Raw genomic sequence first — 21,332 nt, forward strand, 5'->3', positions numbered from 1 at the left:
GTCTAGCTCCACCGCCTTGCCCCTCGGGGTCAAATGGATAAAAGCTCCGGTGGCTAAGGAACTGCCTCCTTGCTTTTCTCCATTTGCCTGTCGGGGCAGACATAGGCGCTTGCGCTTTTCTTGTGTTTCCTTATCCAACAGCCGTTGAATGTGTTTGTAAATTTTGAAATTACTTCTTGTTGCTACACCTATCCTCCCATGTTTTTTTATTTTCATAAATCAAAGACTTCTGATTATGCATGTAACAAAAGATTTAATATAATCATTATAATAGGAAAAAATACATAATTATGGGTATAGGTAGGAGGGATTATATTGGAATGTAGCGGTTGTGCAGTAAGAGATTTGATAGTTGAGTTCAAAATGGACGGTGACCTGAATAATCAGGTGTTCCCGGATATAATAGAGTTTATTCAAAGTAGGACATTAAAGTTAGAAGAGAATAATCGTTATTTTACTCTTCGCGAGAATGATGCGAAGGACTTTGTTGACTATAGTATAGATCATTTAGATATTACGAAGATGTCCTATAAGATTCCTAATAAGGATTGGCAACCTTTCTATAAGATAGAGGAATTATTTAAGGTAGAGTGGGTGGACAGTGTAATTAGGAACGAACAAGTAATTTGCTATTATCAGCCAATTGTAGATAAAAATAACAAGATATATGCCTATGAAATTCTTTCTAGATTTTTAAATGAGGATGGGGAAATCTTATATCCTGGCCAGGTTTTTAGCGCTGCTAAAGAGAGAGGAAGACTGTATGCGTTAGACCGGATTTGTAGAATGACAGCTGTAAAATATGCTGCAAAGCTAGACAATAAAAAAGCGTTCATAAATTTTATACCGACCTCTATCTATTCGCCTGAGCATTGTCTTAAATCTACCAACGAGGTAGCCGATCGTCTAGGTGTTAATCCTAGAAACTTGGTTTTTGAAGTTGTAGAAACCGAAAAAATAGAAGATGTTAACCACTTAAAAAAGATTCTGGCCTTTTATAAAGCAAGGGGCTACCAATATGCCTTAGACGATGTAGGAGAAGGACATAGCACTCTGCAAATGCTAGAGGATATTAAGCCCCATTATATGAAGCTGGACATGAAATATGTTCAAGGGGTGACCTCTGATAAAGAGAAACAAAGAGTTGCATTGCAATTTTTAGAAAAAGCATTAGAAATCCATTCCATCCCATTAGCAGAGGGGGTAGAGCAAAAAGAGGATTTTGAATGGCTGAAAGACGCAGGCTATCAATTATTTCAAGGATACTACTTTGGAAAACCTCTCCCGCATCCCTTGGAATATAAGTGATCAAGAACAAAAAAACCGAGCAAAATATATGCTCGGTTTTTTTTATTATGCTTTCTTTTTAGCGTTTGTATCATTGTCTTCTAACTTGAATTCTTCAGCTACATCGTCAACGATGTCTTTTGTAGACTTTTTAAATTCTTTTAATGTTTGTCCAACTGCTCTACCTAGTTGAGGTAATTTAGAAGGTCCGAAGACGATTAAAGCAATGATTAGAATAATGATTAAACCTGGTACGCCGATGTTTGGCATGGTGTTTCCTCCTAATGAATATAATTGTCTATCTATTCAAATGGCTTAAGTATTAGTCAAGTGTATCGTTATTATATCATGCTTATTCACTTTGGCTGTCCTCGAGTTCTTTTTCTAAAAGAGCCTCTTTGGCTAACCGACGCTTATAAGACCAAGATGATACTAAAATGCTTATTTCAAATAATAACAATAAAGGTATGATAATGATGAAATCTGAGATAAAGTCTGGAGGTGTAATGGAAACCCCTACAACTACTAATACGAAGTATGAAACTTTTCTCATCTTACGCAGTCGATCTGGCGTGATAATTCCCAGCTTCGTAAGGAATAAAATAATTACAGGCAGTTCAAACACTATTCCAACAGGAATAATTAAATTAAACATAAATGTAAAGTATTGCTGCATTCCATAGGTTTCTGTGGCACCTATAGATTCATTAATATTAGACATGAAATCTAACATCAAAGGAAATAAAATAAAGTAGCTAAAGCTAATACCAGCTAAAAATAAGAAAAAAGAAACTGGTATAAAGTAAATAGTCCCTCTAGCTTCCTTGTCCAATAGCCCAGGTCTTACGAATAACCATAATTGATGCATAGCAATTGGTAAGGTTACAAGAATAGCCAAGACTAAAGCACATTTTACATAGATCAATAAACCATCCGTGTAACCGAATATGTTCCATTCTACATGTGCTGCTGTGGGCTGTTGCTTAAGAAAGTTTAATGTTTTAGGAGCAAACCAAAATCCTGCTGCAAGAGATAGGATAAAGGTAGCTGCTATAATTATTAGGCGTTTTCTAAGCTCAGCTAAATGTTCAACTAGTGTAAGCTCCGGCTCTTGTGTAATTGCCATTTTTGTTCACCCCATCTTCTTTAAAACAAAAGGGAAGCAGTTTATATTAGTGCTAAAGTTAGCATATTGTTACATGAATGTCCTGTACCAACTACCCATTATACTCTTTCCAGTCAATTTGTAAACTAGAAAACTTTATAATTGTCATATCAGGATAAAACTGATAACTCCTTATATTCTAAGGGTTTAACGAATAAAATGAAATATTTAAAGCTACCCTTTTGTGTACTTTCTATGAAGAAATATTGTCTAACACATTGCTTTATTAAAGGTTGGTTTAAATTTGTATATTTTCCGTTAGATTTATAAGGGAAATATTTGTAAATAATACTCTTGTTTTCCTGGAAATGAGGTATATAATTCTATCTATCTCATATGAAATGGACGGAATGAATCTTGAGAACGTATAACGAGAAAGTCAGTATATATCATGGCATGGCTTCTACTATTGCTTTAAATTTTTCTAATAATTTTTTCCCGATCTTTGCGATCACTATATTAGGGGCAACTAACTATCAGGTTGGATTAATCAGTTCACTTCCTCCTCTAATCGCATTGCTAATGACAGTGCCTGCAGCTATCCTTTTGAACAAAGCCTATACTCAAAAGAAGCTAGTCGCAGGGTCAATTTTACTTGCAAGATTATGTTTCTTATTTATTGTATTATTGATTTATTTGCCTTCGCCATCTATGCAGGCCTGGTCTTTTTTAATTATTATTGCCCTTATCAGTGTACCCAATACCGTTGCCAATATAGGTTGGCAAACGTTTATCAGTGGGATGATTGCAGAAGAGCGGAGAGGTCAATTTTTTAGTGATCGAAATCGATTGTTGACTTTAGTTGGTCTTGTAGCCACGTTAATGATCGGTATCGTAATGAGAGAGGCTTCTGCAAGTGTAAGTGCATATCAAATTTTGTTTTTGGTAGCCTTATTATTTGGAATATTAGAAGTGTACTTTGTTATGAAGCATGAAGAAGCACCTGTTCAAATAGATGAAAGCGTTGAAAAAAAGAAATCAATGGATTGGTCTATATTTAAAGATTCCAAATATGTTTCGTTCTTAGCAGCAGCTCTCTTTTTTAACTTTGCATGGCAGATGGCGTGGGGTCTATTCAATATTTATAATGTTAGAATAGCAGGAGCTACGATTTTTTGGATAAGTATGTTCTCGGTGGGCAGTATGCTCATGCAATTTTTTACCTTTCCTTTATGGAGGCGCTGGGCAGAGAAATATAGCAATCTTCGAATGTTCATTTGGGCAGCAGCCGGGATGGCTACCACACCCTTTCTTGTTGTATTATCGACCAATTTATATTACTTAACTATAATTCAAACGACATCGGGCTTCTTTCTTTCTGGTACTGTACTCATTCTGTTTAATTTACTTTTGGAGAAGTCACCTGAACAGTCAAGGACTTATTGTATTACTACTTATAATATATTATTGGCATTAGTCGCGTTTATAGCACCTCAAATGGGTATTGTTTTATTAGAGATGGTTGGTATGGAGTCTGCTATGACTATTAATTCCTGTTTGCGGTTGCTAAGTGCTGGCGGTTTTTTATATGTGTATATTAGACAAAGAAATAGATAAAGATGATAGGAGGAGGTTAACATTTTGAAAATTTTACTCCCTTTTCTATTAGTATTTATCATCGTATTATCTTTTTTTAATGCACAAATCGTTAGTCCTATGAAAGAAAACTTTACAGGTAAACAAGTAACCAATTTTCAACAGATTTATAAAGAAAATCAGATAGAAATAGGGATGGTTGGAGATATATTATTGCATAGCCCTCTCTATAACTATTCTAGCTTTCTCCCATCCTTTGCAAATGTAGAGGAAGAACTTACTAATCTGGACTTTTTGCTTGCAAACCAGGAATCCATACCGGCAGGAACAACATTCGGATTATCTGGATACCCTAACTTTTCTAGTCCATCCCATATTATTCGTGATCTGAAAGCAGTTGGCTTCGATTTAATATCCTTAGCCAACAATCATACGTTGGATAAAAAGGAGGAGGGATTATTAGCTGCTATAGAAACATTGGAGGCAAATGAACTTCCTTATATCGGTGCTCATAAATCACTAGAAGATCAACAAACGGAACGAATAGTTGAAGTGAAGGATATTAAACTAGGATTTTTAAGTTATACTTACGGATTAAATGGACATAGAGTGCCAGAAGGCAAAGAATATTTAGTGAACATAATAAACAATGTGCAGATGGAGCAAGACATCCAATCTTTAAGGAAAAAGGTAGATGTGGTAGTAGTTAGTATCCACTGGGGAGAAGAGTATACATTAGAGCCCAATCAGAACCAAAGAGAGCTTGCCCATTTGTTAGCTAATGCAGGAGCAGATATCATTTTTGGTCATCATCCACATGTCATTCAGCCCTATGAAAAAATTACAACGAGTAAGGGAGAAAGCCATGTATTCTTCTCGCTAGGTAACTTTTTTTCTGCTCAGCAATTTGATAGTACAAATATCGGTGGTATAGCTAAGCTGCAAATCACGAAAAGAGAAGTACAGGACAAGGTGATGATTCGTATTGAAAAGCCTTCTTTTACAGGGACAATTGTATCAAAAGGAAATCCGTATAAAGTATCCTTGCTAGAAGAGGTTAGTAGTCAAAAAAATGACTGGGTCCAGCAGCATATTTTGGGCGAATAAAGGAATCAAGGAGGTTGCAATGAACGAATCTGATTATGAACGATTATTAAGAATACAGACAGTTGGAATGAGAGAATGGAAATATCAATCCTCCCATTATAATCGTTACGAGGCAACCCCGTACGATGTATTAAAAGTATTGTTTGAAGCGTATGAATGGCAGAGGGTGAAGGGGCTGGTTGATTTCGGTTGTGGTAAGGGGAGAGTTCCTTTTTACGTTCATCATTTCCATCACATTTCTGTAACAGGAATAGAGATGAGTGGGCAGCTTTACCAGCAGTCAATGGAAAACCTCATGAAGTATACGGAAAGAGCAAAGCCAACGCGAGCTTCTATTAGCTTTGAATGTTGTTTAGCAGAGGAGTACAAGATAGGGCCACAGGAAGACTGTTTCTATTTCTTTAATCCTTTCTCCACTCCTATATTTCAAAAGGTAGTTCATAATATTTTAGAGTCGTTGGAAGACCATCTGAGGACAATGGATATTATTCTCTACTATCCAACCTCAGACTATATTGAATTTTTGGAGCGGGAGACTGTTTTCGAGTTATGGAAGGAAATACATATTCCTAAGCATTATGAAGAAAACGGCAATGAGCGTTTGATGATATATCGTTCTAAATTATAAAAGAAGCCTGCGGGAAATCAGGCTTCTTTTAGGAAATTGGATAAGTTATATTGAAATAATTTATGCAAAGGACATCTCCTAAGGAGATAACGCATCATTTTATCAATAATTCCTATTAAAGGTGCATGGAATTAAATTTCATGCACCCTTTCCTTTTATAAGCAATGCATTGCCTTCTCTGCTTCATCCCAGGGTACCTTATATCCAGTACCCTTGGCACAAAAGATAGAGGTTGAGGTGTATTCCGGATCCGCGTCTTTGTTGTATCCGATCCTTTCAACTAAATGTTCTTGGTTATGACAACGGTCATATCCACTAAACAATAGGTTCAACGTTCCTTTCCCGTGAGTATAGGATGCAAAGGTAGTACTATAATTCATAAAAGTAGCAACAGGCACTCTTCCCTTTATGATAACCTTATCGCCAATATTTTCAGGCGACTCAAATGTCCCATGTGCCTGCTGAATATCCGATAAAACTCTTCCGATTAAATCCATATCTACTTTAATTTTATAGTTATAAAAAGGCTCTAAGAGAACATTTTTTGCCTTCTCTAATCCTTGTCGTAATGCTCGGTATGTAGCTTCTCTAAAGTCACCACCAGAGGTATGTTCATTATGTCCGCGTCCTGTCAGCAAAGTAATTTTAACATCTGTCAGTGCCGAACCAGTCAGTAGTCCATGATGATCTTTTTCTAAAAGGTGATGCCTTACTAGGTTTTGGTTACCTATAGACAAATCATTGGCATGACACACATTATGGAAGGTAACTCCAGAACCCCGCTCTGCAGGTTCGATTAAAAGGTGTACCTCAGCATAATGCTTCAATGGCTCAAAATGACCGTAGCCATTGACAGACTCCTCAATCGTTTCTTTATATAAAATTTTAGGCTCCCCAAACGTCACATTCATTTGGAAACGCTCTTTAACGATTTGAGCGAGCACCTCGAGCTGAATGACCCCCATAACGTGTACGTGTACCTCTTGAAAATACTCATCCCAAAAAACTTGTAGAGAAGGGTCCTCCGCGTCTAAAAGTCTAAAAGATTTTAGTACTTCTTTAACATGTATAGAAGAATCAAAGACGACCTTTGATTTTAAGGTAGGTATTAAATCGAAATGGGTCTTATGATGAATAGCACCAATTGTATCTCCAATAGAGGCAACTGTTAATCCTGTCACAGCTACTAGTTCACCTGCTTTTACCTCATCTATTGTTTTAAATTTGCTGCCACTATATTGACGTATCTGAGTTATTTTCTCTAATGCTTCTCCGATAGTTACCTCATCTCTTACTTTCAGCTTTCCACTTAACAACTTTAGAAAGGTTACGCGATTGCCACTTTCGTCGTGACGAATCCTGTATACCTGAGCGGTAAAATTTTGGCTGGAGTTATAGTTTGTTTCCGTAAGTTTATCAATAGCTTCCAAAAACTCTGATACTCCAATATCCTTTAAGGCTGATCCGAATGCACAAGGAAATACGTCACATTCCTTAATCATTTGCTTGAACTTTGTTGTCCATAGCTGTTCAGTGAACCTATTATCCATGTAGGCTTCTAAAAGAGCCTCATCTCGCTCAGCAATAAATTCAATCAATTCCTCCGTATAGCCAGTAGTTAGGTGGCAAACATCCTTACTTAGACTTGCTTTAATCTCCTGGAGAACTGCAGTAGGATCACTATCTTCGTAATCGATTTTGTTGATAAAAAAGAAGGTAGGTATTTTATGCTTGCGGAGCAGCTGCCAAACTGTCTCAGTATGTCCTTCGACTCCATCTACAGCACTTATTAATACAATGGCATAGTCCATGACCTGAATAGCACGTTCCATTTCCGGAGAAAAATCAACGTGACCAGGAGTATCAATAATATAATAAGTGGAGTTATTATAGGAAAAGACACCCTGGTCAGCAAAGATGGTGATGCCTCTATCTTTCTCTATCGTATGGCTATCAAGGAAGGAGTCTTTATGATCGACCCTACCCCGTTGTCTTATTGAGTTTGTATGAAAGAGCAATTGCTCCGAAAATGTAGTTTTCCCTGCATCAACATGTGCTAAAATTCCAATTGTTTTATGCATATGATCACCTTTTGTTTTGTCCTTCCTTGTATTATAACAAACGAAAGGTGAAACAAAAGGTGAGAGAGTACTATCTAGAAAATGCTTTTAAACCATTTCCTCGGCGTCGCTTAACAGCTTTTGAAACCAAGCCATCATGAGGCTTAAATAAAAATACAAGCATGAATAGCACACCAATCATCGCTGCCATCATACCAGCAATGGAGGTGTTCCAAAGCTTTGCTAAGTAGTAGCCAGTAATAGCTGCAGTGATGCCAAACGTCATACTCCAAATAATCATTCCTCTTACGCTTTTACTCATTAAATAGGCTGTAGCAGCAGGTCCAATAAGCATAGCAACTACTAAAACGGCACCAACACTATCAAATGCAGCGACAGTAGTAAGAGAGACAAGCGTCATATAAGAGTAATGCATCCCCATGATTGGCACGCCAATTGATAAAGCAAATACAGGATCAAACGTAGACAATTTAATCTCTTTATAAAATAAAACGAGGAAAGCGATATTAAGTAATAGGACAAACATTAGCATCCAAACTGCTTTCGGCATTTCAATGCCTAAAATACTCCATGTATCCCAAGGGACAAATGCAATTTCCCCCATCAGCACATGTTCCACATCTAAATGGACATTACCAGCGAATAAGGTGATTAGTAATACGCCTAAGGCAAAAAGAGAAGTAAAGACTACTCCAATAGCAGCATCCTCTTGCAATCCACCTGATTGAAGGAGCTGCACTAGAAAAGTAGTAAGTAAACCAGCAAGGGCAGCCCCAATTAGCATCCAAGCCCCGTTTAAGGATTGGGTAACCATAAAGGCCACTACAATACCAAATAATACTGTATGACTTATGGCATCAGCTATCATGGCTGTCTTTCTAAGTATGAGAAAAACGCCTGTTAAGCCACACGTTATTCCTACAAGCGATCCGGTTAATAAAACCCAAAACTCATTCATGGCTAGTCACCTCATTTACAATGCGCTGCCTTTTAAACGTACGCTTTTTATGAAGCTTAGAAATAAGGCCCCTAGTAGGTGCAAAAAAGTAGGATAGTAGAAAGAGGGTAGCGGCTACTAAGACAATAATAGGACCAGTAGATAAACCAGTGCGAAGAGAGCTTATCATAGTGCCTAATGCTCCAGACAGTGCTCCAAAAAAAGCACTAGTTACCAAAATTATTCCTAGATGGCTAGACCAAAATCTTGCAGCAGCTGCAGGTATGATTAGCATGGCTGCCATTAAAATAACTCCTACTGCCTGAATACCAGTTACGATTGTCAGAACTGTTAAAGCCGTCAATAGAATGCGCAGACGCTCCACTGGTAAGCCAATACCCTTTGCAAAAATAGGATCAAAAATCATGAGCTTCCATTCCTTAAAGAAAAGCAAGCACATTAGGATGATTAATATAGCGCTGCTAGATAACCAAATGAGGTCACTTTTAGCCATTGTTGCAGCCTTTCCAAAGATAAAGTCATTTAACCCACTTTGGTTTCCAGTACCACTTTGGTTAACAATAGTTATTAAAACTATACCAACTCCAAAAAATACAGAGAGTATTAACCCAATTGCAGCATCAGCTTTTAGCTTAGAATGATTGACGATCCATTGAATTAGATAGACAGAAAGGGCAGCTGTAATAGCAGCACCTAACATGAGAATAGGCAAATCTTTTTTTTCAAAAATAAGATAGGCAAGCGCAATGCCAGGGAGTGCTGCATGCGCTGCAGCATCTCCGACCAAGCTTTGCTTTTGGAGAAAGGCAAACGTTCCATTTAAACCTGCTGCTATCCCTAAAAGAATAGCTCCTGCGAGTACCCAAAGAAGGTTACCTGTCAACATTAGTTTTTCACCTCTTCAGCAGTTTTACCCGAGCTTGCTTGGTCCATGAAGAATAATTTACCACCATATGCTTCCTGCAGATTATCTGGTGTAAACGTAAGAACGGTAGGACCTGAGGCTATAATTGTTTGATTTAGTAAAACAATCCAATCAAAATAATCAGCTGCTGTCTGGAGGTCGTGATGAACTACAAAGACTGATTTTCCTTGAGATTTTAACTTTTTTAAAATGGAAATAATAGTTCGCTCTGTGGCTGCATCTACTCCCACAAATGGTTCATCCATAAAGTAAACCTCTGCTTCTTGTGCGAGAGCCCTAGCCAGGAAGACACGCTGTTGTTGTCCGCCAGATAGTTGACCGATGGAACGATCTGCGAAAGCTTCCATTCCCACATTATTTAAGCAGCTTAAAGCTATTTCCTTATCCTTAGCAGATGGTCTTTTAATAGATCCAATATGACCGTATCTTCCCATTAAGACAACGTCTAAAGCATTAGTTGGGAAGTCCCAATCTACTGCATTTCTTTGAGGGACATACCCTACAAGGAGATCTTTTGGATTAAGTGGTTGCTCTAATATAGAAACGGTACCTGTTTTATTGGGTAGCTGATTTAACACTGCTTTGATCAGTGTAGATTTACCAGCTCCGTTTGGTCCAATAATCCCAGTAATCTGTCCCTTGGGAATAGTTAGGTTAATTTCGCTTAAAACTATCTTTTCCTCATAAGCTACAGATAAATCCTTTACCTGTAATGCGTTCATTTTGCTACCTCCTATTTAAGTGAATCAACTATTGTGTTGACATTATGCTTATACATTCCTATATAAGTTCCTTCCTCTGTTCCTTCAGCACCCATGGCATCCGAGTAAAGCTCTCCTCCAATTTGTATCGTGTGTCCTTTTTCCTTTGCACCTTCAATGACAGCATTCATGGCTTTATCAGAAACGCTGGATTCAATAAATACTGCTTTAATATTTTGCTCTACTAAGAAGTTTACGACGTTCTGTATATCCTTTAATCCATACTCGGCATCTGTGCTAAGACCTTGTAAACCTCTGACTTCCATTCCATTACTTTCACCAAAGTAGTTAAATGCATCATGGGCAGTAACAAGCACTCGCTGCTCCTTTGGTATTTCACTAATACGTTCTTTCGACCATTCATTTAGCTCATCTAGTTCTTGAAAAAACTTAATTTCATTTTCCTTAAATTGCTCTTCGTTAGTAGAGAATTCTTTTGTAAGTGTTTTGGTGATTTCCTGAGTTGCAATCTTCCACACATCAATATCAAACCAAATATGGGGATCAAATAGTTCAGGATGAGCTTCGTCATTTAAAATTCTTTCCTTTGGAACTACTTCTCCAATGGCAACTACCGATTTCTCTTTTTTCATCTTCTCAAAAATATCACTCATTTTTCCTTCAAGCTCTAGCCCATTGTAAAAAATGATATCCGCGTCCTCTAATACTTGTAAATCACCTTGAGTGGCCTTGTAAAGATGCGGGTCTACTCCTGGTCCCATCAAGGATTTAACTTCTACCATATCCCCGGCAATCCTCTTTACGGCATCAGCAACCTGACCTGTAGTTGTAACTACTAGTGGCTTATCAGCTTCCGCCTTTCCATTGTTTTTGTCATTACATCCAGCCAATAAAACCATAGCAAAAAATAATAAAAATATTTTTTTCATGTACTACACTCCTTTTCCTTTGTTATAAATTATTTCCTGCGGGAAACTTTTAGAATAAAAAAATATAAATTTCTTAAAAGATAATTATTTTCCTTAAGGAAACATTTGTTCAATAGGTTAACTAATATTATTTGAATTGTCAAATTAATTTATGCAAAAATGGAAAAAATGTGATTGTCTATTTTAGGAGTTGGAGTGAGCCAATTTTAATTAGCCTAAACTGAAATTTTCGTCTGTCTTTAATACAAAGTGCTATACTGTATAAACAATGATAGTGGGGAGGTAATGTAATGCAATATTCAAAATCTAAAATGGAAGAGCTTGTTAAGTTCAGTCCTGATTTAGCTAAAAGATTAAAGGAAGTAATGAAGGAGCATGATTTAGAAAAAAGCTTTGCTCTGAAGGCTTTGTATCATTCAGAGGTTAAAGATGGCGGTAAATATCAAAGGGATTATCAAGATCTATAGGAATTAGCGAACCAAATGACTAACGTCATTGGTTCGCTTTTTTAATTATTTTAAGAGTCAATTTCATAATTCTATTTTAAAAAGCAAAACACGAACAAATAGTAGAAAACAATGATTTATATATGCTTTTATATGTGTAGAAGCATAATTGACTTCCGCTCTGACGGACGCTTTCCGCGTGGTTGTGATGTCTATCTGTCTCACTTATTCCGTAGGAGTCGCCGTCTGTCGCTACAATCCATACGGATAAAATGTTCGTGTTAATCGGTAAAGCTCTATTTATGAAATTGACTGACATATGTATTTTATTTATTCCTGCTTTATTCCAGCAATCTCTTGTTTAATCTGACGGTGTGCAACATTTAAGTGGTGAAGAAAAAGATTTCTTTCTTCTATACTCCATACTGAGTTAAGCTCAATTTCTTTTTTCATTTCCTCAAAGGTAGACTGTAGAGATATCGAGGTACTTGCAACCTGGTTTGTCATTAATACTTGCTTAAATTGCTCCATAAAAATCTCTTTTCTCATTTCCAAAATCCTTTCGTTTTTAACATAAAAAGCATCCTCTTTTTTATAAAAGAGGATGCTTAGTTAGTATGATTTAATAGTCAGTACGCTAGGAAACAAATAAAAACCACGATTAAATAAGGAGTATGTTCACTCCAGTGATTTTAGTATGTTTTTTCGTACGACAGTATTTTCAAGCTTTGCTTGGTCATAGCTGCACTTAACACCTCCTATCCTCGTAGGGTCGTGGTGTGTACTTGAAATAGGCAGGTCTCCTGGCTCATGGTCATCGCGTTACCTTCCTTCCCGTAGTATTTATACATACAGTGGTTTATAAAGTATTGCTCACATTTACAGTTGCGGGACAGCGTCGGTCTTCCACCGAACTTCCCTTTTAAGTTCTTTTGCAATTAAAAGAACACCTAAATCTACACATTATTTAATTGTTCTTTCACTATAACATAAAAAAAGTTAGTCAATATAGCAAATTTGGATAAGTCGTGGACTGCTTCTCTTTTTATAATCAAGTGGAGAGGTGAGGTAAATGAGTAGTTTGAAGAATCCATATCGGCTGTATATTTATATTTGCTTTCTATCGCAATTATTTTTTACTTTTATATTTACAGTCAGTTTGTTGTATCAAGTAAGTGTTGTTAAGCTGGATCCGTTGCAACTTGTTTTAGTGGGAACTGTGTTGGAGATAACCGTATTTCTCTTTGAGATTCCAACTGGTATCGTGTCTGACTTAAAGAGCCGGAAGCTATCCGTTATCATTGGTTACTTTCTAATAGGAGTTGGTTTTTTATTAGAAGGATTGTTTCCTTTTTTTATTACGGTTTTATTGGCTCAAGTGGCATGGGGGATAGGGTATACCTTTACTAGCGGGTCATTGCAAGCATGGATAGCTGATGAAATAGGAGAAGAAAAGGCATCATCTGCATATATGAGAGGAGCTAAGGCTGGAAACCTAGGCCAATTGGTTGCCATTCCGTTAAGCGTATTAATCGGCTCCTACCTAATCCATCTACCGATTATAATAGGAGGATTATGTATGATTGGGTTGTCTGTTTTACTAATAATATTTATGCAAGAGAATCATTTTAAACCTTTGAAAAGAAGCGAAAGAATTGGTGCATGGGAGACAATGAAAGAGAACTTGGATAAAATCATTCTTTTCTCCAGAACTAGCTTTATACTTCGTATGCTATTTCTAATCGCTCTGTTTATAGGTTTTTATAGTGAAGGTTTTGATCGTCTGTGGCTTCCTCATCTATTAGAAATGGCTAAAATAACTGCCTTGCCCATTGAACGACTGGTGCTATTAACTGGAGGAATTCAATTAGTGGTCGTACTGCTGTCATTTGTGCTGCTTCACTTTTTAAATAAAAGTACGATTTATCAAGAATTGCACCGAATATATATCGCTCTTTTTATTGGTTGCTCCAGTATAGTAGTAGCATTAATAGGCTTTGCATTTTCGAACTATATTATTGGTTTGTTTATTTGCTATGTAATAATACAAGTTAGTCGGAAGGTAATGTACCCATTAGAGGACATTTGGTTAAATAAAATCATACCAGACTCTTCTACTCGGGCAACATTTTTCTCTGTAAAAGGGCAGGTGGATGCAGTTGGGCAAATAAGCGGTGGGCCTGTTATTGGGTATATTGCCACAACCCTTACTATTAAGACTGCAATTATAGTAAGCGCCCTTATTTTAAGTCCAGTTCTGTTTTTTTATCGTTCACTTCTGAAGAAGGGTGTGCGTTAATAGCGGTAATTCGAAAAACAACAGTAGATTATCTCTTAAATTAAAGTTTGCTATCATTTTTCTTTAATAGGAAGGTAAATTTCCATATAAACTTTGTCATACTCCCAATCATGGCAGTGTTCATCATAGTATTCAAAATCATAGCTATCTTCATCGACTTCATATTGGGAGTCTGGCAACCAGTCTTCTAAAATATATTGCCAAGTACCTTTGATAGAGGAAACAAATTGCTCTACCGGTACAAGAGGTGTTTTGAAAACTGCATAAGTGGTGCCCTTAACGGTAAATTTAAGGATCCCTTCAGGTACTGTTGTTCCCTCTTCAAAATTCACCGCAAATAAATAGGTGAAATGATCTTCTGACTCTGGTGCACTAAGATTAAAACAATATTCTCCGTGCTTTTTAGGTGTTAAGAGGGTATATAGAGTAGTTTCAATGGATTCCTCAGAGAGTATTCGTTGATTCCAAAAGGCGGGGGCATCTCTCGTAAAGGCTATATTTCCCATCCGTGTTTCAAACGTCTTACCTGCTACCCTAAAAGGGGGCTTAGAAATGATTTTAGGCTGAAGAACTACTCCCCCAGTTTTCTTTTGTATAAGGCTCTCTAAACATAGTCTTTGTGGAACCGAAATGGGGCAGTGCATCTTATATAAGCTAGGGGGACTCCCAAAGCAGCGTTTAAATGATTTAGTAAAGCCTGCATGTGTTTCAAACCCATATTCTAATGCTATATCTATAATTCTTTTCTCCTTCAGTAAGTCAACTAAGGCAAATTGTAGCTTCCTTTTTTGCACATAATCCATTGGTGTATAACCAGTAGTCTGATGGAAAATACGAGAAAAATGAAAAGGGGAATAGCTGATAAGCTTTGCAAGGCTTTCGGTATTTATATTATCTTTAATATGTTCGTCTATATAATCAATGACTTTTTGTAATAGAAAAAGTTGTGTCATGCACATGCTCTCCATAAATTCGAATTTTCTAAAAATAAATCTTATAATAGTCTATAATAAAACAAAGAGAATGACTAGAGGAGGATGGATAGTGGAGGAGCTAATAGGTAAAGTTCAAAAGTTGATTAAACCTTCCAAGGGGACATGGGGGATTGTATTAGAGGATTTGAATACGGGAGAGAAGTGGGAACACAATGAGCAAGAGCTTTTTTATGCAGCTAGTGTCATTAAGGTACCAATAATGACAGCAGTTTTTAAGGCAGTAGAAAGTCAACAATTGTCCCTAACCGATTTAGTCAGATTGGAAAAAGATAAGTATGTGGGAGGGTCCGGAGTCCTCCAGCATTTAACTACAGGAACTTCACTGCCATTACTAGATATCATGCTTCTGATGATTATTCAAAGTGACAATACAGCTACGAATCTTTTAATAGATTTAGTTGGAGTAGAAAATATTCAACAAACAATGAAGGAAGCCGGTATGGAATACAGTACATTTTATAACAAGCTTATGTTGAGTAAGCCAAATCCACTTGGCTCTAATAGAATTGCTGCAAAAGATGTTGGTATCTTACTATCTAAAATGGCTCAGGGACAGCTAGTTAGTGAACAAGCAAGTAAGCAAATGATAGATATGCTTAAAAAACAACAGGTCCGTGATTGTTTGCCGGAAAAACTTCCTTCTCCATATTCCAACTTCAATAATGGGATGCCTGCTTGGGAATTTGCAAATAAGACTGGTTGGATACCAGGCACCCGTCATGATGTAGGAGTATTTTTTGTAGGAAATAGAAAACTAGTTGCAACAGTCCTATCGGAGAAGGAGGATGATATCCTATCCAAAAGAATACTTTCTCAAATAGGCTACGAAATATATCAATATTTATGTAAGGAAGTATAAAGAGCATATTCCCTTCCAAAAGAAAAACTTTGACAGACGGTAGTCAAAGTTTTTTCTATATTACTTGGATAAGTCCTTGGCCAATGCTCTCCCTGTTTCTCTTCCTGTGAACAGGCATCCTCCCAAAAAGGTTCCCTCCAGAGCACGATAGCCATGCATTCCACCACCACCAAAGCCTGTGACCTCTCCAGCTGCATAAAGACCGGGAACGGGATTACCTTCTGAGTCAAGGACACGACCACCTAGATCTGTTTGAAGACCCCCTAGTGTTTTGCGAGTCAGGATATTCAAACGAACTGCAATCAGGGGACCATTTTTAATATCTAATATTTTATGAGGGGCAGCTACACGTATAAGCTTATCTCCGATATAATGACGGGCTCCCCTTAAGGCAGTTATTTGAAGGTCCTTTGTAAACTTATTATCCATCTCCCGATCACGAGCTACAATTTGTTTTTCTAGATGTTCATAATGTAACAGGCTATTTCCGGTAATTCTATTCATCCCAGCTACTAGTTCCTTTAGAGTTGTGGCAACTACAAAATCTTCCCCCTTCTCCATGAATGCCTTAACTGGATCAGTTGGCCCAGGTAAAATCCTTTTTAGCACTTGTTTGATGCTCTTTTCAGTAAGATCAGGATTCTGCTCTGAACCAGATAGTGCAAATTCCTTCTCAATAATTTTTTCTGTGAGTATAAACCAGGAATAATCATATCCAGTATCTTGAATGGCTTTTAAGGTACCCAATGTATCGAAGCCTGGGAAGTTTGGGGCGGGAAAGCGATTACCCTCTGCATCTAGCCAAATGGATGATGGACCGGGCAAGATACGAATTCCGTGTTCCTTCCATATTGAATTCCAATTCTTAATACCTTCTGTGTAATGCCACATTCGGTCTTTATTGACTACACGTCCACCTGCTTTTTCAGTGATTCCCATCATTCTTCCGTCTACATATTCTGGAACCCCGGAAATCATGTTTTTAGGAGGGGAGCCGAGGCGTGCTGGCCAATTTTGACGTACTAGTTCAAGGTTAGCTCCAATGCCTCCACTTGTGACTACTACTGCTGTCGAGTGGTATTCAAAGTTATTAATAACTTCTCTTGAGCTTGCTTGTCCACGTTCCGCATCGCTTGCCGCTAAAATGGATCCGCCTACACCAGTCACCCTACCATTAATAGTTAACAAACGATCGACTTGATGACGTGGCTTATAAGTAACTAATCCCTCGGATACTGCTTTTTGCACCTGCTTTTTAAATGGGGCAACAATTGCTGGGCCTGTACCCCATACAATATGAAAGCGAGGAACTGAATTGCCGTGTCCTTCAGCTAGATAACCTCCACGTTCTGCCCATCCAACTACGGGGAAAAATCGAATACCTTTTCCGTGCAACCAGTCTCTTTTTTCTTCATGAGCGAAACGTACGTAAGCCTCTGCCCATTTTTTTGCCCAGTATTCTTCCTCGTTATCTCCATCAAACCCCGCTGTCCCTAACCAGTCCTGCCATGCAAGCTCATAGGAGTCCTTAATACCCATCCTTCTTTGCTCCGGAGAGTCTACAAGAAATAGTCCTCCAAACGACCACCAGGCTTGCCCGCCTAGGGAACTTTCCGGTTCTTGATCCAATAACAAAACTCGCTTTCTAGCATCTACTAATTCAGCTGTTGCCACGAGCCCTGCTAAGCCGGCTCCTACAACGATTACATCAAATTCCATTCGCTTATCCCCTTTTAAATATCTAATAGTTCTGAAAATTACTGTCAATCCTTATTATACTTCCTTTTTATGCTAATTAACTATTGGGTTATGATAACGGACTTTAAAAAGTACCACATGTTATAATGAAAATATTATTGGAGGTAATACGTTGAAAAATTTAAACGATCATCCGTCATTTATTTATACATTTGCTTATAACGATGCAGAACGCTCTCTTTGTCATCTAGAGATGCGCTCTTTTTTTGGGTACGATACAGACATGAAAATACTTAAAAGTGATACAAAGATAGATCCTAGTAGAAGTCCATTCATGAAGGGAAGAATGGATATCTTAGCGGAGGGGGACACTGTAGAAGAAATTATTGCCGCTGCCCATTTATTTGGTGAAGAAGGAGAGACCAACAAAGTGATCTTTCTTAAAATAAATGATAGGCAAGGTGAGGATAAGATTGAAAACAAGGAGCGTCTCCACATTGAACGAGCTATTGGATCAGAGATGAAGGGAGATTTTGACCTTCATAATCCAGAACAATTCTTTGCAATAGCTCCATACCAACAGCGATGGTATTTTGGTACTTATACAAAGAGTGAACCTATTTGGTTTAATCATATAAAAAAACCAAAAGAATATTCTACTGCCCTAAGTACGAGAGTAGCTAGAGCTGTAGCTAATATAGCCGTTCCTCATCCTTCAGGCGTACGAGCAATCGACCCGTGCTGTGGAATTGGAACTGTCCTAGTAGAAGCGAGATCTATGGATATCGATATTGTAGGAAGAGATATTAATCCCTTAGTTTGTATAGGATCCAGAGAAAATCTGGCTTATTTTGGGCTAACTGGACAGGTAGAGAAGGGTGCTATTCAAGACATAGAGGAAGCCTATGACGTAGCGATTATCGACTTACCTTATAATTTATATACTCATGCCTCATGGGAGGAACAACTGACCATATTAAAGCATGCGAAAAGGATTGCTAAGCGGGTAGTCATTGTCACAATCGAATCTATGGATGATCGGTTAGAATCGATTGGTCTTCATATAAAGGATCGCTGTATTACAACGAAACAACAGTTTGAGCGAGAGATTTTAGTTTGTGAATCAAAGTAGTGAAAGGGGGAGAAAAGGGTGCATGAGCTCTCTTTAGGTGGACTTTTAGATGTAGTTGGCCAGTTATTTTCGGACGAAATATCCATAGCCGTTTCAGACAAAGAAAAGTATATATACTATAGACCAAGCACACGCATTGATTTAAAGATAAAACCAGGGGACCCTATAAAGGAAGGAACTTTAGCTTATAAAGCGCTGCATAGTAACCAAAAAGTCTCTGAATTTATCAATCGAGAAATGTTTGGGATTCCTTATCATGGGATGGCTGTACCCTTGCAGCACAACGGTGAGGTAGAAGGAACTGTTTTAGCCATCTATCCTGCTCTGACGGATGGAAAATCAGTTATTACAGTCAAAACACTAGACGGCTGGATGCCTGTTCCTTTTTCAGATGTTATCTATTTAGAAGCAAGAGATCGAAAAACAAGAATCGTGACTAAAAATTTTACTGGTACACATGCTGGTTCACTCCAGGATTTTGAATATAGACTACCAAGAGAATCCTTTATACGGTGTCACCGTTCTTTTATCGTCAATGTGCATCAGATTAAAGAAATATACCCGGATACACATTCTACCTTTGTATTAGCTATGCAAACCGGAGAAAAGGTATCTGTTAGCCAGTCGTATTCTAGCTATTTTAGGAAATTATTAGGTTTTTAAAAAGAAGGCATGGATAAGGGGTTAATCTCTTTTTATTCAAGCTTTTTTTATTTATTCCTTTTTTTGATATAGCAAAATATGAATTTTTTTAAAATCCATTCTGTTTTAGTCATTATTTTTTCTGCTTCATTCATTTTATAAGTGTCTTTGACGGTTTTTATCAAATTTGTGACGATACGAAGTAAAATAATTAGACAAGGCAACTAATGAGGGGGATGTCTGTATGTTAAAAGAACTTAATCGTATAAAAAATACTAAATTACATAGCTTAATAGTAAGCGCAGAAGAAGCGGCTTCCTGGATTCAAGACGGAATGACTTTAGGATTAAGCGGATTTACACGTGCGGGTGATGCGAAAGCGGTGCCATTAGCATTAGTAGATAGAGCTAAGAAAGATACTTTTAAAGTTAACGTATTTACAGGAGCTTCAGTAGGCTCTGACATAGATAAGCTTCTATCAGAAGCAGGAATCATTAATAAACGTTTACCATTCCAGGCGGATGCAACTATGAGAAAGCATATTAATGCAGGTGATCATCTATTTGTTGACCAACACTTATCTCATACATCCGAATTAATTCGTAACGGGGTTTTACCTACAATTGACTTCGCTATTGTGGAAGCGGTTTCAATCACAGAGGATGGAATGATTATACCAACTACTTCAGTTGGTAACTCTGCAACCTTTGTTACTCATGCAAATAACATTATTATTGAAATAAACTTAGCGCAACTTGAGGAGTTCGAAGGCTTACATGATGTTTATGAGCCAGTCGCACAAGGAGACAATAGACAACCAATCCCTGTAACCTCCGTAGGTGAACGAATTGGTACCATTGGTATCCCTTTTGATGCATCTAAGGTTAAAGGAATCGTTTTTACTAAGTATTTGGATTCTCCATCTACAATTGTTCCTCCGGATGAGGAAACAAAGGAAATGGCAGATCATTTAATCACTTTCCTTCGTGAGGAAGTAAAGGCTGGAAGATTAACAGAGAAGCTAGCGCCTATTCAAGCTGGTATAGGCTCTGTCGCTAATGCCGTATTACACGGAATGATTGATTCGGAATTTGAGAACCTTGAGGTTTACTCCGAAGTATTGCAAGACTCTGTTTTTGATTTGATCGATGCAGGAAAGGTCGACTTTGCTTCTGGATGTTCGGTTACACTATCAGAAGAAAAGATGAACCAGGTATTCGGTAGCTTCGATCAATATCGTGAAAAGCTTGTGCTAAGACCACAGGAGATTACAAATCATCCAGAAATAATCCGTCGTCTTGGACTAATCTCTATTAATACAGCGTTAGAGTTTGATATATACGGAAATGTAAACTCTACACACGTATGTGGTACAAAGATGATGAATGGTATCGGAGGTTCCGGAGACTTTGCACGCAATGCCAAACTGGCTATATTTGTAACCAAATCTATTGCTAAGGGTGGAAATATCTCAAGTATCGTTCCATTTGTATCTCATGTCGATCATACCGAGCATGACGTAGATGTAGTAGTGACAGAGCAAGGCTATGCTGATTTACGCGGTTTAGCTCCTCGAGAGCGTGCATCTTTAATTATTAATAATTGTGTGCATCCAATGTATAGAGACCAGTTAAGCAGTTATTTCGTGGAGGCCCTAACTAGAGGCGGACAAACTCCTCATGTATTAGAGAAAGCATTCTCTTTCCACACGAAATTTGCTGAAACTGGAACTATGTTAGATAAAGAAGAATCATTAGCTTAAAACCAATAAAACCCCGTATCCTTCTACAAGGTACGGGGTTTTAATATGCAAAATAAAAAGGAGTGGTAAAACAGGCGGTTGCGCTTTTCTCGATGTCTAGCTCCACCGCCTTGCCCCTCGGGGTCAAATGGAGAAAAGCTCCGGTGGCTGAGGAACTGCCT

At 37.8% G+C, this 21,332-nt stretch carries 21 protein-coding genes and 1 riboswitch; of the genes, 10 read left to right on the top strand and 11 right to left on the bottom strand.

Annotation, left to right across the window (positions count from 1 at the left end; all coding sequences use genetic code 11):
- The coding region (locus Q0371_RS00255) for a hypothetical protein (RefSeq protein ID WP_298466755.1) at positions 1 to 216 on the bottom strand (216 nt) is incomplete at its 3' end.
- A 99-nt stretch (positions 217 to 315) separates the two neighbouring features.
- On the opposite strand from Q0371_RS00255, the gene Q0371_RS00260 reads away from it, so the two are divergent.
- Positions 316 to 1,308: an EAL domain-containing protein gene (locus Q0371_RS00260; protein WP_298466758.1), complete on the top strand. Its 993-nt coding sequence runs from the start codon at positions 316 to 318 to the stop codon at positions 1,306 to 1,308.
- A 45-nt stretch (positions 1,309 to 1,353) separates the two neighbouring features.
- On the opposite strand, the gene tatA is transcribed toward Q0371_RS00260, so the two are convergent.
- Both tatA and tatC read right to left on the bottom strand, forming a co-directional pair.
- The gene (gene tatA / locus Q0371_RS00265) at positions 1,354 to 1,557 is read right to left on the bottom strand and encodes a twin-arginine translocase TatA/TatE family subunit (RefSeq protein ID WP_251555642.1); all 204 of its coding nucleotides are present in this window, start codon (positions 1,555 to 1,557) and stop codon (positions 1,354 to 1,356) included.
- A gap of 82 nt (positions 1,558 to 1,639) precedes the next feature.
- Complete coding sequence (tatC, locus tag Q0371_RS00270; protein WP_169361282.1) at positions 1,640 to 2,413, bottom strand: twin-arginine translocase subunit TatC; 774 nt, start codon at positions 2,411 to 2,413, stop codon at positions 1,640 to 1,642.
- Between the two features lie 396 nt (positions 2,414 to 2,809).
- Between tatC and Q0371_RS00275 the strand changes: the two genes are divergently transcribed.
- From Q0371_RS00275 to Q0371_RS00285, 3 genes are read left to right on the top strand one after another with little or no spacing between them, the layout of a single operon-like run.
- Positions 2,810 to 4,009, top strand: coding sequence for an MFS transporter (locus Q0371_RS00275; RefSeq protein WP_298466767.1), 1,200 nt, complete (start codon positions 2,810 to 2,812; stop codon positions 4,007 to 4,009).
- Positions 4,010 to 4,033: 24 nt separating this feature from the next.
- Complete coding sequence (locus Q0371_RS00280) at positions 4,034 to 5,095, top strand: CapA family protein (protein ID WP_169361280.1); 1,062 nt, start codon at positions 4,034 to 4,036, stop codon at positions 5,093 to 5,095.
- 19 nt (positions 5,096 to 5,114) lie between these two features.
- Entirely contained in the window at positions 5,115 to 5,723 is a 609-nt protein-coding gene (locus Q0371_RS00285) for an SAM-dependent methyltransferase (protein WP_298466770.1), read from the top strand.
- Positions 5,724 to 5,878: 155 nt separating this feature from the next.
- On the opposite strand, the gene Q0371_RS00290 is transcribed toward Q0371_RS00285, so the two are convergent.
- The 5 genes from Q0371_RS00290 to Q0371_RS00310 form a co-directional block, all read right to left on the bottom strand.
- Complete coding sequence (locus tag Q0371_RS00290; RefSeq protein WP_298466773.1) at positions 5,879 to 7,804, bottom strand: TetM/TetW/TetO/TetS family tetracycline resistance ribosomal protection protein; 1,926 nt, start codon at positions 7,802 to 7,804, stop codon at positions 5,879 to 5,881.
- Positions 7,805 to 7,874: 70 nt separating this feature from the next.
- Entirely contained in the window at positions 7,875 to 8,762 is an 888-nt protein-coding gene (locus Q0371_RS00295; protein ID WP_298466776.1) for a metal ABC transporter permease, read from the bottom strand.
- A complete protein-coding gene (locus tag Q0371_RS00300; protein ID WP_298466780.1) occupies positions 8,755 to 9,648 on the bottom strand; it encodes a metal ABC transporter permease in 894 nt (297 codons plus the stop codon). Before Q0371_RS00300 ends, Q0371_RS00295 begins: the two co-directional genes overlap by 8 nt.
- Positions 9,648 to 10,409: a metal ABC transporter ATP-binding protein gene (locus Q0371_RS00305; RefSeq protein WP_298466783.1), complete on the bottom strand. Its 762-nt coding sequence runs from the start codon at positions 10,407 to 10,409 to the stop codon at positions 9,648 to 9,650. Before Q0371_RS00305 ends, Q0371_RS00300 begins: the two co-directional genes overlap by 1 nt.
- Positions 10,410 to 10,420: 11 nt before the next feature.
- A complete protein-coding gene (locus Q0371_RS00310; RefSeq protein ID WP_298466786.1) occupies positions 10,421 to 11,338 on the bottom strand; it encodes a zinc ABC transporter substrate-binding protein in 918 nt (305 codons plus the stop codon).
- 290 nt (positions 11,339 to 11,628) lie between these two features.
- Here Q0371_RS00310 and Q0371_RS00315 point away from each other — a divergent pair, with 290 nt between their 5' ends.
- Positions 11,629 to 11,805, top strand: coding sequence for a hypothetical protein (locus Q0371_RS00315; RefSeq protein WP_169361273.1), 177 nt, complete (start codon positions 11,629 to 11,631; stop codon positions 11,803 to 11,805).
- A 309-nt stretch (positions 11,806 to 12,114) separates the two neighbouring features.
- Here the strand turns inward: Q0371_RS00315 and Q0371_RS00320 are convergent, their stop codons facing one another.
- Positions 12,115 to 12,333, bottom strand: coding sequence for a hypothetical protein (locus tag Q0371_RS00320; RefSeq protein WP_298466791.1), 219 nt, complete (start codon positions 12,331 to 12,333; stop codon positions 12,115 to 12,117).
- A gap of 226 nt (positions 12,334 to 12,559) precedes the next feature.
- Positions 12,560 to 12,753: riboswitch (cobalamin riboswitch) on the bottom strand.
- A 103-nt stretch (positions 12,754 to 12,856) separates the two neighbouring features.
- Here Q0371_RS00320 and Q0371_RS00325 point away from each other — a divergent pair.
- Positions 12,857 to 14,083 (top strand): MFS transporter, encoded by a 1,227-nt coding sequence (locus Q0371_RS00325; RefSeq protein ID WP_298466794.1) that lies wholly within the window; start codon positions 12,857 to 12,859, stop codon positions 14,081 to 14,083.
- A gap of 53 nt (positions 14,084 to 14,136) precedes the next feature.
- Here Q0371_RS00325 and Q0371_RS00330 read toward each other — a convergent pair whose 3' ends face one another.
- Positions 14,137 to 15,036 carry an AraC family transcriptional regulator gene (locus tag Q0371_RS00330; protein WP_298466797.1) on the bottom strand — a complete coding sequence of 300 codons (900 nt, stop codon included), beginning with the start codon at positions 15,034 to 15,036 and terminating at the stop codon, positions 14,137 to 14,139.
- Positions 15,037 to 15,127: 91 nt separating this feature from the next.
- Here Q0371_RS00330 and Q0371_RS00335 point away from each other — a divergent pair, with 91 nt between their 5' ends.
- Positions 15,128 to 15,937, top strand: coding sequence for a serine hydrolase (locus Q0371_RS00335; RefSeq protein WP_298466800.1), 810 nt, complete (start codon positions 15,128 to 15,130; stop codon positions 15,935 to 15,937).
- 60 nt (positions 15,938 to 15,997) lie between these two features.
- Here Q0371_RS00335 and Q0371_RS00340 read toward each other — a convergent pair whose 3' ends face one another.
- Positions 15,998 to 17,656 carry an FAD-binding dehydrogenase gene (locus Q0371_RS00340; protein ID WP_298466803.1) on the bottom strand — a complete coding sequence of 553 codons (1,659 nt, stop codon included), beginning with the start codon at positions 17,654 to 17,656 and terminating at the stop codon, positions 15,998 to 16,000.
- 151 nt (positions 17,657 to 17,807) lie between these two features.
- Here Q0371_RS00340 and Q0371_RS00345 point away from each other — a divergent pair, with 151 nt between their 5' ends.
- From Q0371_RS00345 to Q0371_RS00355, 3 genes are all read left to right on the top strand, one after another.
- Positions 17,808 to 18,767 carry an RNA methyltransferase gene (locus Q0371_RS00345; protein WP_240949821.1) on the top strand — a complete coding sequence of 320 codons (960 nt, stop codon included), beginning with the start codon at positions 17,808 to 17,810 and terminating at the stop codon, positions 18,765 to 18,767.
- Positions 18,768 to 18,785: 18 nt separating this feature from the next.
- Positions 18,786 to 19,430: a LytTR family DNA-binding domain-containing protein gene (locus Q0371_RS00350; RefSeq protein WP_169361267.1), complete on the top strand. Its 645-nt coding sequence runs from the start codon at positions 18,786 to 18,788 to the stop codon at positions 19,428 to 19,430.
- A 223-nt stretch (positions 19,431 to 19,653) separates the two neighbouring features.
- Positions 19,654 to 21,171 (top strand): acetyl-CoA hydrolase/transferase family protein, encoded by a 1,518-nt coding sequence (locus Q0371_RS00355; RefSeq protein WP_169361266.1) that lies wholly within the window; start codon positions 19,654 to 19,656, stop codon positions 21,169 to 21,171.
- The last annotated feature ends 161 nt before the right edge of the window (positions 21,172 to 21,332 follow it).

The organism is uncultured Psychrobacillus sp. (assembly GCF_938022135.1).
In the GTDB taxonomy this organism is placed as follows: domain Bacteria; phylum Bacillota; class Bacilli; order Bacillales_A; family Planococcaceae; genus Psychrobacillus.

Bases quoted from the DNA above. Each gene is read 5' to 3' on its own strand.
- Q0371_RS00355 (WP_169361266.1), top strand. From the start codon at position 19,654: ATGTTAAAAGAACTTAATCGTATAAAAAATACTAAATTACATAGCTTA.
- Q0371_RS00310 (WP_298466786.1), bottom strand. From the start codon at position 11,338: ATGAAAAAAATATTTTTATTATTTTTTGCTATGGTTTTATTGGCTGGA.
- tatC (WP_169361282.1), bottom strand. From the start codon at position 2,413: ATGGCAATTACACAAGAGCCGGAGCTTACACTAGTTGAACATTTAGCT.
- Q0371_RS00290 (WP_298466773.1), bottom strand. From the start codon at position 7,804: ATGCATAAAACAATTGGAATTTTAGCACATGTTGATGCAGGGAAAACT.
- Q0371_RS00325 (WP_298466794.1), top strand. From the start codon at position 12,857: ATGAGTAGTTTGAAGAATCCATATCGGCTGTATATTTATATTTGCTTT.
- Q0371_RS00320 (WP_298466791.1), bottom strand. From the start codon at position 12,333: ATGAGAAAAGAGATTTTTATGGAGCAATTTAAGCAAGTATTAATGACA.
- Q0371_RS00330 (WP_298466797.1), bottom strand. From the start codon at position 15,036: ATGACACAACTTTTTCTATTACAAAAAGTCATTGATTATATAGACGAA.
- Q0371_RS00315 (WP_169361273.1), top strand. From the start codon at position 11,629: ATGCAATATTCAAAATCTAAAATGGAAGAGCTTGTTAAGTTCAGTCCT.
- Q0371_RS00295 (WP_298466776.1), bottom strand. From the start codon at position 8,762: ATGAATGAGTTTTGGGTTTTATTAACCGGATCGCTTGTAGGAATAACG.
- Q0371_RS00300 (WP_298466780.1), bottom strand. From the start codon at position 9,648: ATGTTGACAGGTAACCTTCTTTGGGTACTCGCAGGAGCTATTCTTTTA.
- Q0371_RS00285 (WP_298466770.1), top strand. From the start codon at position 5,115: ATGAACGAATCTGATTATGAACGATTATTAAGAATACAGACAGTTGGA.
- tatA (WP_251555642.1), bottom strand. From the start codon at position 1,557: ATGCCAAACATCGGCGTACCAGGTTTAATCATTATTCTAATCATTGCT.
- Q0371_RS00305 (WP_298466783.1), bottom strand. From the start codon at position 10,409: ATGAACGCATTACAGGTAAAGGATTTATCTGTAGCTTATGAGGAAAAG.
- Q0371_RS00340 (WP_298466803.1), bottom strand. From the start codon at position 17,656: ATGGAATTTGATGTAATCGTTGTAGGAGCCGGCTTAGCAGGGCTCGTG.